The sequence below is a fragment of the Fructilactobacillus sp. X2R5C2 genome (assembly GCF_059901375.1).
In genome coordinates this window covers 287,310-302,356 of record NZ_JBWXUX010000001.1, presented here as the reverse complement: position 1 = coordinate 302,356, position 15,047 = coordinate 287,310, and the positions used below count along the sequence as shown (strand labels likewise).

General features: G+C 40.0%; 14 protein-coding genes and 1 other annotated feature. Of the genes, 6 read left to right on the top strand and 8 right to left on the bottom strand.

Going from position 1 to position 15,047, the window contains the following annotated elements:
* Nucleotides 1–9: 9 nt before the first annotated feature.
* Genes AC6UD2_RS01600 through AC6UD2_RS01590 form a run of 3 tightly spaced genes read right to left on the bottom strand, consistent with a single transcriptional unit; the run spans nt 10 to nt 3,627 of the window.
* Entirely contained in the window at nt 10–1,038 is a 1,029-nt protein-coding gene (locus tag AC6UD2_RS01600) for an ABC transporter permease (RefSeq protein ID WP_010022388.1), read from the bottom strand.
* On the bottom strand, nt 1,038–1,970 hold the full coding sequence (opp3b, locus tag AC6UD2_RS01595) for an oligopeptide ABC transporter permease (protein ID WP_010022390.1): 933 nt from the start codon (nt 1,968–1,970) through the stop codon (nt 1,038–1,040). Before opp3b ends, AC6UD2_RS01600 begins: the two co-directional genes overlap by 1 nt.
* A 16-nt stretch (nt 1,971–1,986) precedes the next feature.
* On the bottom strand, nt 1,987–3,627 hold the full coding sequence (locus AC6UD2_RS01590) for a peptide ABC transporter substrate-binding protein (RefSeq protein ID WP_500697929.1): 1,641 nt from the start codon (nt 3,625–3,627) through the stop codon (nt 1,987–1,989).
* 281 nt (nt 3,628–3,908) lie between these two features.
* On the opposite strand from AC6UD2_RS01590, the gene AC6UD2_RS01585 reads away from it, so the two are divergent.
* The 6 genes from AC6UD2_RS01585 to AC6UD2_RS01560 all read left to right on the top strand — a co-directional run bounded on the left by AC6UD2_RS01585 (nt 3,909) and on the right by AC6UD2_RS01560 (nt 10,018).
* Entirely contained in the window at nt 3,909–5,258 is a 1,350-nt protein-coding gene (locus AC6UD2_RS01585; RefSeq protein WP_500697798.1) for a C1 family peptidase, read from the top strand.
* A gap of 57 nt (nt 5,259–5,315) precedes the next feature.
* Nucleotides 5,316–5,572: a binding site (T-box leader), on the top strand.
* 75 nt (nt 5,573–5,647) lie between these two features.
* Nucleotides 5,648–6,487, top strand: coding sequence for a MetQ/NlpA family ABC transporter substrate-binding protein (locus tag AC6UD2_RS01580; RefSeq protein ID WP_082619296.1), 840 nt, complete (start codon nt 5,648–5,650; stop codon nt 6,485–6,487).
* Between the two features lie 9 nt (nt 6,488–6,496).
* Nucleotides 6,497–7,552 (top strand): methionine ABC transporter ATP-binding protein, encoded by a 1,056-nt coding sequence (locus AC6UD2_RS01575; RefSeq protein WP_500697797.1) that lies wholly within the window; start codon nt 6,497–6,499, stop codon nt 7,550–7,552.
* Complete coding sequence (locus AC6UD2_RS01570; RefSeq protein WP_010022396.1) at nt 7,552–8,256, top strand: methionine ABC transporter permease; 705 nt, start codon at nt 7,552–7,554, stop codon at nt 8,254–8,256. Before AC6UD2_RS01575 ends, AC6UD2_RS01570 begins: the two co-directional genes overlap by 1 nt.
* A 31-nt stretch (nt 8,257–8,287) precedes the next feature.
* Nucleotides 8,288–9,436, top strand: coding sequence for an ArgE/DapE family deacylase (locus AC6UD2_RS01565; protein WP_500697796.1), 1,149 nt, complete (start codon nt 8,288–8,290; stop codon nt 9,434–9,436).
* 105 nt (nt 9,437–9,541) lie between these two features.
* Nucleotides 9,542–10,018 carry a hypothetical protein gene (locus AC6UD2_RS01560; RefSeq protein ID WP_500697795.1) on the top strand — a complete coding sequence of 159 codons (477 nt, stop codon included), beginning with the start codon at nt 9,542–9,544 and terminating at the stop codon, nt 10,016–10,018.
* Between the two features lie 99 nt (nt 10,019–10,117).
* On the opposite strand, the gene AC6UD2_RS01555 is transcribed toward AC6UD2_RS01560, so the two are convergent.
* The 5 genes from AC6UD2_RS01555 to AC6UD2_RS01535 all read right to left on the bottom strand — a co-directional run bounded on the left by AC6UD2_RS01555 (nt 10,118) and on the right by AC6UD2_RS01535 (nt 14,968).
* Nucleotides 10,118–10,264: a hypothetical protein gene (locus tag AC6UD2_RS01555; RefSeq protein ID WP_500695421.1), complete on the bottom strand. Its 147-nt coding sequence runs from the start codon at nt 10,262–10,264 to the stop codon at nt 10,118–10,120.
* A gap of 68 nt (nt 10,265–10,332) precedes the next feature.
* Nucleotides 10,333–11,001 (bottom strand): type II toxin-antitoxin system death-on-curing family toxin, encoded by a 669-nt coding sequence (locus AC6UD2_RS01550; protein WP_500697794.1) that lies wholly within the window; start codon nt 10,999–11,001, stop codon nt 10,333–10,335.
* A gap of 88 nt (nt 11,002–11,089) precedes the next feature.
* Nucleotides 11,090–12,178 (bottom strand): baeRF3 domain-containing protein, encoded by a 1,089-nt coding sequence (locus tag AC6UD2_RS01545; RefSeq protein WP_039143288.1) that lies wholly within the window; start codon nt 12,176–12,178, stop codon nt 11,090–11,092.
* An 81-nt stretch (nt 12,179–12,259) separates the two neighbouring features.
* Nucleotides 12,260–12,919 carry a TVP38/TMEM64 family protein gene (locus tag AC6UD2_RS01540; protein WP_500697793.1) on the bottom strand — a complete coding sequence of 220 codons (660 nt, stop codon included), beginning with the start codon at nt 12,917–12,919 and terminating at the stop codon, nt 12,260–12,262.
* 132 nt (nt 12,920–13,051) lie between these two features.
* Complete coding sequence (locus AC6UD2_RS01535; protein WP_500697792.1) at nt 13,052–14,968, bottom strand: acyltransferase family protein; 1,917 nt, start codon at nt 14,966–14,968, stop codon at nt 13,052–13,054.
* Nucleotides 14,969–15,047 lie beyond the last annotated feature (79 nt).

The window sequence follows — 15,047 nt, the reverse complement described above, 5'->3', positions numbered from 1 at the left end:
TTGTCTCCTTTACTTAGATTTTGGATCGAACGCATCCCTTAGCCCATCACCAAGTAGGTTAGTCGTAATCATAATTACTGACAGTACGATTGCTGGAACCCACATTTGATATGGCAAGAAATGGAACGCCTTCTGACCATCATTTAGAAGGGTACCAAGTGATGCATTTGGTGCTGGAATTCCAATTCCGATGAAGCTTAGGAAAGCTTCAAAGAAGATGGCCGATGGAATAGTGAACATCGTTTGAATGATAATGGTTGAACTTAGGTTGGGAATTAGGTGCTTCATTGCAATCTTGAATGGTGATTCACCAAGGGTCCGAGCGGCTAGGACGTACTCCGATTCCTTTAGTTTAAAGGTCTGGGCTCGGACTAGTCGTGACATGGTAATCCATCCGGTAAAGGCAATGGCGATGATGATTGAAGTAATACCTGGTTTTAGGATTAATAGTAGTAGGACAACCACGATCAGGTTAGGAATTGATGAAAGAATTTCAACGATTCTCTGCATGAAGGTGTCAACGGCACCGCCGACCCAACCAGAGATTAATCCGTAAGGAACGCCGACTAGTAGGTCAACGGCCGTAGCAACCACGGCGATGAACAGTGATAAACGAGTTCCATACAGAATTCTTGAGAAGAGGTCTCGACCAAGGTAGTCGGTCCCCATGATGTAGTAGGTACCCTTTGGAACGTGTTCTGCTTGATAAGCATTAACCATGTGACCGCCGGCTTCATGAATTCCGTTTAAACCAGGGATGTTCAGTGAACCCCATTTTGGTGGCAAGTTAGCGTACAAAACGTTTTGAGCGTTTGGATCGTGTGGTGACAAGATTGGCGCGAAGATTGCGACTAGGGCAATAATTACTAAAAGAATTAAAGAAGTCATGGCAACCTTGTTTCTGATTAATCTTCGTTTAACGTCTTGAAAGTACGTTAAAGATGGGGTGTTAATTGATTCGGATTCAGTGTCCAAGTTTGAAAGATCGTCACTAGCGAATTGGAACTGATCCTCAAGTGGTGGTAGGTTTTCAGCCATTATTCTTTACCTCCGTTTCCTAGTCTGATTCGTGGATCGATGATTCCGTAGAGAATATCGACAACTAAGATAATTACAACTAATAAGAATGAATAGAAGATTGTAAGTCCCATGATGGTTGGGTAATCGTTGGTCAAAATGGATTGAACGAACTGATTCCCGATTCCTGGGATTGAGAAGATGTTTTCTACTACCAGGGAACCGGTCATGATTGAGACGGCCATTGGTCCAACGATGGTAATTACTGGAATGAGCGAGTTTCGCAGGGCGTGATGCGTAATCGTTTTGCGTTCCGAATCACCCTTAGCTTTAGCTAGTTCGATGTAGTCACTGTCTAAGACATCAACCATTTCAGTTCGCATGAATCGTGCCACGTTAGCGAGTGGAAAGGCCGCAAGTGCTAACGTCGGTAGGATACTGGAACTGAAGTTCTGCCAGAGTGCTACGGGGAACCATTGCAGTTTGTAACCGAAGTAGTACTGAAGAAGAACGGCTAAAACGAAACTTGGGATTGAGATTCCTAGAATTGAGATGAAAGTGGCACCTGAGTCAACCCAGGTGTTTTTCTTGATGGCGGCAACGGCTCCTAGGAGAATTCCCAGAACGGAACCAACGATCATGGCTTGGGTACCAATCTGCATTGAAGGTCCAATGTCATGAGCGATCAACTGGGTAACTGGTTGGTTGTTAAATTGAAATGAGGTCCCTAAGTTTCCGTGGAGTAAGTTTCCCATGTAGATTAGGTACTGATCCCAAAGTGGTTTATTTAATCCATACTTTTGGTTCATTATTGCAATTTGACTTGGCTGGAGTTTTGCCTGGTTCGAGTAAGGGGTACCGGGTAAAAATTTCATCAGGAAAAATGTCACTGAAGCAACAATGAATAAAGTGAGGATTAGGTAGAAAATTCGACGAATGATGTATTTTGTCATTTTGATTTACCTCTCTTTATTTCTTGTAGGCAGCTGCGAGATCGTAGTTCCCATTTGGTGACATGTTGTAATTCTTAACGTCATTTCTTGTAAGTGCCGCAGTGTTTAATTGATAAAGCGGAACGACTCCCTCTTGTTTGGTTAAGATCGTTTGGGCGTTTAAGAGGTTCTGCCAACGAGCCTGATAGTTCCCGGCATTTTTGTCAGAAGCTTCCTTGATTTGGTTATCAAATTCTTTGTTAGACCAGTGACCGTCATTCATGGCGCCACCAGTTTCAAAGAGGTTCAAGAAGGTAACTGGATCTGGGAAATCGGCGTTCCAAGCGGAGACAACCATGTCGAAATCACCACTCGTTGAACGTTGTAGACGGTTCTTGAATGGAACGTTAGCAAGGGTCACTTTCAATCCTGGTAATTTCTGTAGTTCGGCCTGCAAGAATTCTGATTGTTTAAGTGCAGAGTCTGTGTCATCACTTAAAAGAGTTAAATTAAGATTCTTTTGACCAGTTTCCTTTAGACCTTCCGTCCAGAGCTGTTTAGCTAGTTTAGGATTGTAGTTGTTGTAACTAGCGTCTTGTTTACTCTGAGGTTCGTTTTCAAAGTCAGTCCCGGTCTGCTTGTTCCAAGTCATCTTGGAAGGAACGACACTAGCATCCGGGGTCGCCGTCTTCCCTAAAACTTGATTAGAGAGAAGCTGGCGATTGATGGAATGACCAATAGCCTGTCTAATCTTGGTGTTTTTAAAGAACGGATCCTTCTTCTCGTTCATTTCGATGTAGTAAGTGCTTGAAGTTGGATTAGTTGAGAAGTCTTTATTATTTTTCAATTGATTAGCAGAATCACCCGATAAGTCTTGGTATCTGTCAATCACATGACTGGCATACAAGTTGAGTCCGGTATTTGGATCTTTAACAACGTAATATTTGATGTTATTTAATTTGACGTTGTCTTTGTTCCAGTACGAATTATTCTTACTTTCGGTCCAAGCGGTGTTTCCAACCTGCCATTTGTCTAGCTTGAATGGTCCGTCAAATACCATTTCTTTGCTGTTTAATCCATATTTACTTCCAGCTTTTTCAACCACCTTTTGGTTCAGTGGAAGATATGACGCACCGGTTAACAGGGAGTTAAAGTATGGAATTGGTTGCGATAGGTTAACCTGTAACTTATGCGGACCAATTGCTTTAACACCTAAGGTTTTTGGTGACGCCTTGCCGTTGGTGATTTTGTCAGCATTCTTAACTCCCTGGAAAATGTAGGAGTATTGAGAAGCCGTCTTGGGATCAACGATTCTTCTCCATGAGTAGACGAAGTCATAAGCGGTTACGGGGTCTCCATTTGACCATTTGGCGTTTCTCAGATTGAAATTATACTGAGTTCCGCCTTTAGTTGGGGTCACAATCTTGGTAGCAATTCCGGGTTCAATCTTTCGACCGCTATATCTGTATAATCCTTCCATGGTGTTGGCTAAATTTTGGGCTCCAATAGTATCAGTAACGGTACTTGAATCCATGGTGGAAATAATATCTTTGGAATTAATCGCAAGATCCTTACTTCCAGACTTAGTACTTCCAGAAGAACAACCAGTAAGCACCAGTGCAAGTGCCGCACCGATGAATGCTACTGAAAATATCTTCTTGTGGTTCAAATGAAACACCTCCATGTTTGCTTTTTGTCGAATATACTCGCGTGTTTCACAAAAGTAAATATGAATTTTTATATTTTTATTAAGAAGTTTAATAAAGCCTTAAAATGGTTGAATTAATGTAAGCGTTTGTGTTTCTGTGATACGGGCAATGAAAGCTCATTCATGATTAATGCCTTTTTTAATTAATGTCTTTCGTAATTTCATTCCTTAAATTCAGATAGAGAAATGTGAATGTAATGGCGTTACAAGTGATACAATACGAACAAGAAAAATATTAAGGAGTGATCATTTTGGATAAAAAAGCAATTAGTCCGCAAGACCTGGAATGGTATGAAAAGAGTTATGAAGACAAAGACGACAGCCTTGTCTTAGAACGTGCCGTTTCACACAACGGAATTAATAACAGTGCTGCCGACTACAAGGCCGACGAAAAGATGAAACGAGTATTCTCCGTGGAAGTTCCCGAACAACACGTTGCTGATCAGAAGCAAAGTGGTAGATGTTGGATGTTCTCCGCTTTGAACACGATGCGTTTCAAGATCGCTGAAAACTACAAGATTTCTCCTAAGTTTGAGTTGTCACAAAACTACGTTAACTTCTGGGACAAGTTTGAGAAGTCAAACTACTTCTTAGAAAACGTCATCAAGACAGCTGATCAACCACTTGGATCACGTAAGATTGATTTCTTAATGGAGACTCCTCAACAAGACGGTGGTCAATGGGACATGTTGTGCGCCATCATTGAGAAGTATGGAGTCGTTCCAAGCTCTACCATGGTTGAGACTTATAATAGTAATCGTTCCGACGAATTGAACCAGACTTTGAACCTGAAACTAAGACGCGACGCGGAAGTTTTGCGTAAAATGGTAAAGGATGGTTCCGCAGAGGAAAAATTGGAATCAACTAAGAGTGACATGTTAAATGATGTGTACCGCATCTTGGCATATTCACTTGGCCGTCCAACCAAGCGCTTTGATTTCGAGTACCGTGATACTGACAACAAGTACCACATGGACAAGGATCTGACTCCTAAAGAGTTCTTTGATAAGTACGTCAACATCAATTTAGAGGACTACGTTTCATTGATTAACTCACCAACTGATGACAAACCATTCAACGAAACTTACACCATTGAAATGCTTGGAAACGTCGTTGGTGGTCGTCAGGTAAAGCATTTGAACCTCCCCATTGATGAATTGAAGGATCTGGCCATCAAACAGTTGAAGAATGGGGAAGCCGTTTGGTTCGGTTGTGATGTTGTTCAGGATTCCGATCGTAAGAATGGAATCATGGATACCCACTTGTACCACAAGGATGCCTTGTTTAGCACTGACTTGAAGATGAGCAAGGGTGCCCGTTTGGACTACAAGGAAAGCATGATGACTCATGCCATGGTCATTACTGGAGTTGATCTAGTTGACGACCAACCAACAAAATGGAAAGTTGAAAATAGTTGGGGTGAAAAAGTCGGCGACAAGGGTTACTTCGTCATGAGTGACGACTGGTTCAACGAATTCGTCTACCAGACGGTCATCAACAAGAAGTACATGTCAGACAAACAGCTTGAAGAACAAAAGCAGGCTCCAAAGATGTTGGAACCTTGGGACCCAATGGGTTCACTAGCTAGTTTTAAAAAATAATTAAGATTTGTATTGACAGATATTTTTCTGCGGATTAATATACTTACAACAAATTAAATAAACGAGATGGAAAAGCTGAGTACCCGTTGAATTTTCTAAGAGAGTCTCTGGTTGGTGTGAAGAGACGAGATGAATTCGGGGAATATGGACTTTTCAACATTTACTGGTAAGATTTTCGAACCAGCGACGGGGTTGCTACCGATATCAACGCAAGGCTCTTCTGGTTAAGACGTCGACCAGAGTAGTCTTTGAGGCGGTTGCTTGTGAGAGCAACCGTAAACTAAGGTGGTAACACGAAAGCATTCGTCCTTTTTAATTAAAGGGGACGGGTGCTTTTTTTATTTAATTTAATGGATTAGGCAACCAAATAAAATTAGGAAGTGGACATCATGAAAAGAAGTACGAAATGGATTATTGGAATTGTCATCGTTGTTGTCATTGTTGGATTAGGATGGTTTAGCTTTGCACATCATTCTGAGCAAAGTAAAAAGACCGTGAAGGTTGGATTAATGAGTGGATCGAAAGCGGACGACAAGATTTGGGAATCCGTTGCTGAAACCGCCAAGAAGAAATACGGTGTGACCATTCAGTTTACTCACTTCACCGATTACACCCAACCCAACAAGGCGTTGACCCAACATGAAATTGATCTGAACTCGTTTCAGCACTACGCCTTCCTGGATAACTGGAACAAGCAGAATCATACCAACATCGTATCGGTTGGTAACACTTACATTGCACCGATCCGACTCTATTCAAATAAGTACAAGAATGTAAAAGACATTCCCAATGGTGGAACGATTGCTCTACCAAATGACACTTCCAATGAAAGTCGTTCACTTTACCTCCTTAAGAATGCCGGCCTCATTACTTTGAAGGACAAGAAAGGTTTCTTAGGACTCAATGACATTGAAAAGAATCCGAAGAATTTGAAGTTCAAAGAAGTGGATGCTTCCCAGACTCCACGAGTCCTAAACAGCGTGGACGGTTCAATCGTTAACAACACTTACGCTGCTCCGGCTCACCTAAGTGAGAAACAAAGTATTTACGTTGAGCCACTTAATAAGGACTCAAAGATTTGGGTTAACTTGATTGCCGCTAACAAGGATCAAAAGAATAACAAGAATTACCAAGACGTCGTTAAAGCCTTTCAGACTAAGAAGACTGAGCAGTTAGTTAAGAAGTACTATGGAAACACAGAAATTCCTGCTTGGAATCGTAAATTTTAGGAGGAACCAATGAGTAATAATATTGTTCAATTTAAGGACGTCTCAGTTACGTTCAAACAAAAAAAGAATGTAATTCACGCTGTTTCAGATGTAACGCTTGGAATTCCCAAAGGTGAGATCTTCGGGATTGCCGGATATTCTGGTGCCGGAAAGTCTACGTTAGTTCGAACCATTAACCTGTTACAAAAACCCACCGATGGTGAGGTTGATGTGTTTGGAAAGACCTTCTATAAAAAAGAGGGGGATCACGTTTCATCCATTAGTACCAAGGACCTACGTGATGAACGACGTCAGATTGGAATGATTTTCCAGCACTTTAACCTCCTGGAAGAACAAAACGTCCAACGAAACGTGGAGTTCGGACTGAAGCACAGTGGTTTAAAGGAAAAAGAACGAGAGGCCAAGGCCAAGAAAATGCTCGATATCGTTGGATTAGGGGACTATTTAAAGGCTTATCCATCTCAACTCTCCGGTGGGCAGCAGCAACGAGTTGCGATTGCTCGGGCACTTGCCAATGATCCGAAGATTTTGATTTCGGATGAAGCGACATCCGCACTTGATCCTAAGAATACCGATCAAATCTTGGACTTGCTGAAAGAATTAAATGAGAAATATGGTTTGACGATCATCCTGATTACCCATGAAATGGAAGCCATCAAGCGGATCTGTCAACAGGTTGCCATCATGAGTGAGGGGAAAGTCGTTGACGTTGGTGATTTGCTTGAAATCTTCGTTGATTCGAAGAATCCAACCACGAGAAAGATTGTTGGTAACAGTTTCAACGCCCTGGAAATCCTAAAGTCGATGAACATTGACGTGAATAAACGGAACTTGATTCAGCTGACCTACCTGTCGGCTGACATTACCGATCCCATCATCGTTAGTTTGTATGAGAAGTTCCACATTTCCGCTAGTATCATCTATAGTAATATTGAAAAACTAGGTGAACAGGTAGTTGGAACGTTGATCGTTGATTTACTCGGTAGTAAAGAGGATCAGGAAGCAGCGGTGAAGTACCTTGAGGGTCAAAACATCAAGGTCACTGAATTGAAGGAGGCAGAATAATGGGAGCTTGGTTTGCAACTCATTTTCCTAATGTGGTGTCACAGGGATTAAATGGTGAAGAAGGCTGGATCACAGCCGTTAATCAGACAATTTACATGACGTTTTGGTCGGCAATTTTTGGTGGAATTGCGGGAATTATTTTCGGAGTTTGTTTAGTAATATTTGCGGATAACGGAATTATGCCATGTCATCCACTGTTCTGGATCATTGATAAAGTCGTATCACTGTTCCGTGCCGTTCCATTTATCATCTTACTGGCCTTCATTGCGCCAGTGACCCAGAAGATCGTTGGAACTCAGATCGGAACGACCGCTGCTTTGGTTCCATTGTCAGTCGGAGTCTTTCCATTTTACGCGCGACAGGTTCAGGTTGCCCTTGAGAGTGTTGATCATGGCATCATTGAATCAGCGGAATCACTGGGGGCCACAAACTGGGATTTAATCTTCGGCGTTTACCTCAGTGAAGCTCGTTCAGAGTTGATCCGAGTTTCAACCGTGACATTGATTAGTTTAGTTGGCTTGACCGCTATGGCCGGTGCCATCGGGGCTGGTGGTCTTGGAAACATGGCCATCTCTTATGGGTACAACCGATTCGCTAATGACACGACCTTGGTCGCAACGATCTTAGTTGTGATCATGGTTCTCATTATTCAAGTTGTTGGTGATGTTTGGGCTAAGTTCGCTAATCACGCTGATCAAGGTTAATAAATGATGATTTAAGGAAAGGTGTTTAAGGATGGAAAAAGCAGAGAAAATCAAAATTTTACAGGATTTGATTCAGATTAAATCCGTGAATGGTAATGAAATTGAGATCTCAGAATACTTGTCAAAACTATTGAAAAAGCATGGAATTGACAGTAAGATTTTTCCGTTTGGCGACGGTCGCGCAAACTTAATTGCGGAACTTGGGACTGGTGAGTCAGATCAGGTGCTGGCTTTAGAAGGCCATCAAGACACGGTGGCGGTTGCTCATCCGGAAAATTGGAAACACGATCCCTTTAAGGGTGAGATTGTGGGTGACAAGATCTATGGCCGTGGGGCTGCTGACATGAAGAGTGGTCTTGCTTCTGAAGTGATTGCGTTGTGTGAGTTGGCCGATAAGGGTCAAATTCCGAACGGCAAGATTCGTTTGATTGCTACATCAGGGGAAGAGTTTGGTGCCCCAGGCGCTTATAAGATCGAACCAAAGTACATTGACGACGTGGACGCCATGATTGTTGGTGAACCATCGGACGGGGATGTAACCTACGCTCATTCTGGTAGTTTGAACTACCAGATTACGAGTACTGGGAAACCAGCCCACAGTTCCACTCCAGATCTAGGATTGAACGCAATTACTGGTCTGGTGAAATACATTCAAGCCGAGCCAGGACTATTTGATGATCTACCCGTTGATCCCGTACTTGGTAAAGTCCAGCATAGTATCACGGTGATTAACGGTGGGGAACAGGTTAACATCATCCCTGGATCCGCTAGCTTGCTGGGGAATGTTCGTCCCACACCGTCCTTTAACAACGATAACGTGATTGAATTAATCCAAACGGCCGTTGATAAAATCAACGATGAGACACCATATCATCTCGAATTCAAATTGATTCACAATTTCTATCCAATTGAAACCGATAAAAACAATTCCTTTGTGCAGGATGCTTATCAGGTTACTAAGAAAGATTACCATAATCATGATTCTGAACTGATCGTGAACAACGGTGCAACCGATGCCAGTGTTTACGTTCAGGAAAACGACCAGATGGCTGTGATCTTGTTGGGACCTGACAAGAATAATACGTCGCATCAGATTAACGAGTACACGACGCTATCGAGTTATCTTGATACGATTGATGCTTATCAGGATATTGCGAATGATTTCTTTGCAAAGAAGTAAAAATAAAGGCCTTGAACGGTGAGTTCAAGGCCTTTGTTGTTTGGTTAATATTATTTAAGGAGATATAATTAATTGTATAGGAAGTTTAAGAAGGAAAGTAATAAAATGGAAAATATTTTTAAAGACAATAAAGGATGGGAATATAGAACACACACACAGGTTATGTTTTTGCCAACAGAATTGAATGATTTGACTTTTCCCACTGAAGGAAGTATAGATATTTTTCATATCGGGAAAAAATATTCTGATGTAGATGATAGTGATTTTGATAATGTTAAAAGAGTTTTGAGTCAATATGATGGTAATATAAAAAAGATTCCCAATGGTTGGGAATTAAAGAATGAAAATGTTGGGCATTTTGATAAAGTTGACTATTTATATGAAATGAAAATTAGTGATCTTTCAAAAGAAGATCAAGAATTGTTGAAAAATGAATATCCAAATATAAATAGTAATACAGTAATAAAATTTTATGACACGACTGATGAAAATAAATATAATGCTTATAATGATGTTCGATATGATGAAATTATATTTGCATCCATAGTTGGTACTATTTTAATATCCATCTATTTTCTTTAATTTATTCTAAAAAAAAACCTCAAATGAGATTTCCATTTTTAGAATATCAATTTTTAGAATATCAATATAGATATATTTAATTTTTTGGCATGATGAATATTATATTTTAGAAAGCATCTTAAGTGCTTTTATTACCTTAGGGTTATCCGTTACTTTTTTATTAGCTTCTTCATTAATTCTTTTACGGTTTTTGGGATCCATTAATTTATCGAATAATTGATTCAGTTCTTTATCGGTTATATTCATGTTAATTTCTCCTTTCTTAAACCACTATCTATACTTTCGATATATGTTATTTTATAAATTTAGTTTTGTCAAACGTTAAGAGTAGACTTCATTAAATCTAAGTCTAAATAACAATGGGATTTGATATATTCTTTTAATTCATCTTGTGACATTTCCTTTTTAGCAATTGCAACGGAAATTTTATAGAGAGTCATGTCATCATGTATATCAAATGTGTAATAATTATTACTTAGGAAGGTAAGAGCAGCTATCATTGCTGTTCTTTTGTTACCATTCGTAAAGAATTGGTAGCTTACTATGGAATACCAAATATAAGTTGCTTTATCAATAATGGTAGGATGAAGATCTTTATTAAATAAATATTGATTAATTTGGCCCAAAATTCGTTCTAAACCTGTCTTATCCTTTAAACCGTAGATAGTTTCTTCTTTAATTAAAGTTTCCGCTTGTTTATTGATATTTTTCATTTCAGGTACACATAAATTAAATTGTGGCAAAGTTAAAACTAATCGGTCAGTTAAATGATTATGGACATTAAAGACTGATAATTTAAGTGCGTTTTTTTCATTGGTTATTGATTTGTAAAAATGAAGATTAATTTTTGTTATTTCTTTTATATTAAGTGTTTTTTTAAGCAACTTTTTATACTCATTAATCTGTTCTGTTTTACTATTTTCATAATTAGTAAATATTAAAACTTTAGGTAATTCTTGATTTAACTGATCATTTATTGACATATTTAAATTCCCTTAATATAAATACGCTAAAAATATATTAAATTTGCGCATAAAAAAAGAGCTTGTTCGCCAAGCTCTTTTTTTAAAATTACCATCTTAAGATAGCTGAAACTTTCTTGTCAGTTGGCATATCGCTAGCAGGCAATACGGTAACGTCACCATCAAGACCAAGAACAGTCAATGCTAATGAGTTTAACTCGTTAGCTGGACGTGAACCTTCGGAGTTGACTTCAACGTCTTCACCGTTGTCTTTGCTTTCAACGTAAGCATCTTGTTGGATGATTAGGTTAGCGATTCGGTCGTCGATAGCAGCCTTTAAGATTTGATCGTAGTCATCAGTGGTCTTCTTAGCACCGTCAGCTTTGTCGTAGACGTTCTTCATTGACTTCTCACCATCAGAAACGAAGTTATCGTGGATGGTTTGAGCAACTTCTTGAACGTTTTCGCCGGCATTCTTAACGGCAGCATCCATTTCAACGTGTTTGTCTTCAACCACGTATGGGTTATGAGTAGCACGGTTGAAACGACCCTCATCTTCAGCGTTTGCAACAACTACTAATGGATTGTGATCTTTGTTTGAAACATGCTTTTGAACATATTTGTCAACAAGTTCGTAGTATTCGTGAGTGTCCCACTTAGCGCCATTCTTTCTAGGATCGTCCTGAGTTTCAGTCTCAGACTTATCAGAATCGAATGGATCTGGAGTGTCAGTATCATCATCAATGACGTTTAGGTCGTTAACGTGAAATACCTTGAAATCGTCACGTTGTAAGAACAACATGTCAAAATCAGGAACAAATTGGTATTGTCTTACGATTGGTAAGATTTGCAATCTGTCTGAGAATGAGAATGCGGTTTGTGGGGCATAGTTCAATTGTGCAACTTCGATTGAATCGTTAGTTACATACATGATGATACCCTTAGCAATCGTTGACTTAGGTTGTAAAGTCTTTAAGTAGTTCTTAATTTGAAAATCGTAGGCGTTCCAAAGTTCTGGTTTGTATTGCTTTTGAAATGCTTTCTTAGCAGTGTCAACCAAACTGTTAATTTGGGTGTTATCTCTACGAGTATTGTCTTCCTTAGGATCCAAAGGAACAGTAATTGTTAAAACTGGGCCATTGTCAGATTCCAAGTCAAGCAAGTTTTTGATTTGATCTTTTTTGTCATGCTTAGCCATGGTGAAAACCTCCATTAATAAATTGTTACTATACTCTACTATATTACCATTTTTACAACCAATTGGAAACGGATACCTCAATTAGAGTTTGTCAGTGACAAGCCGTTTGACCATGAAGTACACAATTAGGGCAAAAATAACGATGATGGCCAATAGAATCATTAACTTTTTGAAGCTTCCTTGAAGGATCGTATCACCACCAAGAGAGTATATAACCGAGATTGGTACACTTCCTAAAACGGTTGCGATCTTAACGTCCTTGTTAGTGAAACGCTCCTTGTCTTGATTAGCCTGAAAGCTCACCAAGTAGGTGGGAATAATGGGAATTGAATATCCGATAATTAGACCCAATAAGGGGTGCCTGAGATTCTTAAAATGCTGGGCGTACTTATTGTCCTTATACTTTTTACTCATTCCCTTAAATGAAGAAACGATTTTAGCGGTTCCAAGGTTACCAGCCGATAGGCCGATGATGTTAATGATAATTCCAAACCATTTGCCAAAACAGATGCCGGAGATGACCCCGACTACTGCCACTGGTGCGCCAGGAATCAGTGTCAGAATGTATAAAAGGAAGATCAAGAGGACGGCATCCACTACACCATGATCACGAATTTCCTGGATGGCAGTACCACGGGTAGCTGGATTAAACATCATCTTAATCTCAGGCCAGTAGTCCATGAAAAGGATGTAGAAGAAGAGGACGGCAATGATAATCGCGAGATATTTTAGGATGTCCATGCGGTGTTCTTTAATGAATTCAATGATGATAAAAGACTCCTCCAAGTGTTATAGCTATATCTTATAAGAAAATCAGCGTTACGTCTATTCTTTCTGAAAAAAATAAACCAACCAAAATGGTTGGTTTATAAATTATTTTTCGGCGTGTTTTAAAACGTTTTGAGCGATAAACGAAGCATACTTTGGTGTTCCTTGTACGTTAGGATGCGTCTGATCCTGATAGAGGTACTGGGGATGATTCTTAGCGTAATCATACCAGTCAATGACGTACAGGTTCTTATACTTCTTTTGTGCTTTGTTTAAGAAGGAGTTGACCTGATTTTGCCATGGTTGAGTTGGAACGTACGTGTTAATCCAGAAGACGTGACGATTCTTGCCAGCAATCTCCATGTATTGCTTCATCGTCTGGTCATTAATGGCTCCGTTGGTTCCAAGTCCGATGATGACGTTTTTACCAAGCAGACCTTGTTGTTCCAGACTCTTCATGATGGCAACGCCGTCCTGAGGATGACGTGAAGTTTCGGCATCAATGTAAAGTTTCGGGAAGATCTTTTGTAAATTATCTCGACCAGACAACATGACGGAATCACCAATGGCACTCCCAGAAAGATTTTGGGCCTCTTGAAGTTGGGGCTTAGTTAAGCCGTCCTTTTCGAGTTTCTTATTAACCTTGGTGTTTTTCGTTTTCTTACCTGATTTAATCTCTTTAGCTAGTTTTTCGTTGTGTTGATCCTGTGATTTTGAATTCTTTTGGATCCGGTTAGCTAGTTGAGTGTGATTAGCCGCCTTGGGGTTTACCGTGGTGGACTGGAAAATTCCAACTGTTCCGATGGCAAGGACAATAATTGCGGCCACCTTTAAGATCAGGTGATGCTTGAAACATGAAATGATCCAGTTTTCAATCTCATCAAGACTCATCTTGCCAATGTGGAAGAGGGTCTTGAAAAAGTCGACAACATGGTGGTAATCATATTTAGCGAGTGGCACTTCAATGAAGCGATATGACAATTCTGAAATGATAATGATGATCGCAATTTCAATAATGGCATACAACCATTGATGATCGGCCACGTCCTTGAATTTGTCGGCAAAGAAGATAAAAACAGGGAACTGGTAAACATAGATTTCGTAACTCCGAGATCCAATCCAGTCAAATAACTTGTTGGTTAAAATGCGGTTCCAGTGGCTGTTGGGGTGAACGATGGCTAGCATGGCCATCACAGTGAAGATTGAGAACAAAGCCATTCCACCACGATACAAGAATGGTGATTGTGAGCCAGTCGTAAAGATGATCCAACCCATGCCAACCATTCCGACTAAACCAAAGATGTCCAGTAAAAATGATTTTTGTTGGTCATCATCCTTTTTCTGGTTGCTAGGCCAAAAGACAGCTAAAGCAGCTCCAAAAAGGATTGAGAACATACGGGTATCAGTTCCATAGTAAACTCGACTTGGATCCTTGCCTGGTTGATATAAAACAGCCATGAGGATCACTGATAGGGCTGAAAGTGCAATCGCCATGAAAAAGATCGGATGTTTATTACCGTGAAATTTTTTAAGTAAGAAGTATGAAATCAAGGGCCAGATTAAGTAAAATTGACCTTCAATTGCAAGGGTCCAAAGGTGGGTAAATGGAGACGCACTTCCTGCAAAATTCTGAAAGTACGATTGGCCATTCATAATTTCCCACCAGTTATATACGTAGGCTAGGTTAGATAAGACACTCTGCCATAGATTCGCAAGTAGATTGCGTTGAAATAATGTTATGTAGGCAGCAGTTGCAAATAACATTGTAATGAGTGTCGGGTAGAGACGTTTAAGTCGCTTTTGCCAAAAGAATCCGTAACGGAAGTGATCCGTGGCGTGATACTCACTGATAAGATGATCAGTGATAAGGTAACCTGACAGCGTCAAAAATACCGGTACTCCTAGGTATCCACCCGTAAAGACGCTAGGTGATAGATGATACAAAATGACACAGATAACGGCGAGTGCCCGTAAGCCGGTGAAGCCGGTAATAAACCGACGTTTTGGAGTTTTATTATTCATATTATTGGATCCTTGAAATTAATTTATTTATTAGTATACTTCTTCACAACATTGAAAAGTCTAGCACTCTAAAGCCGCA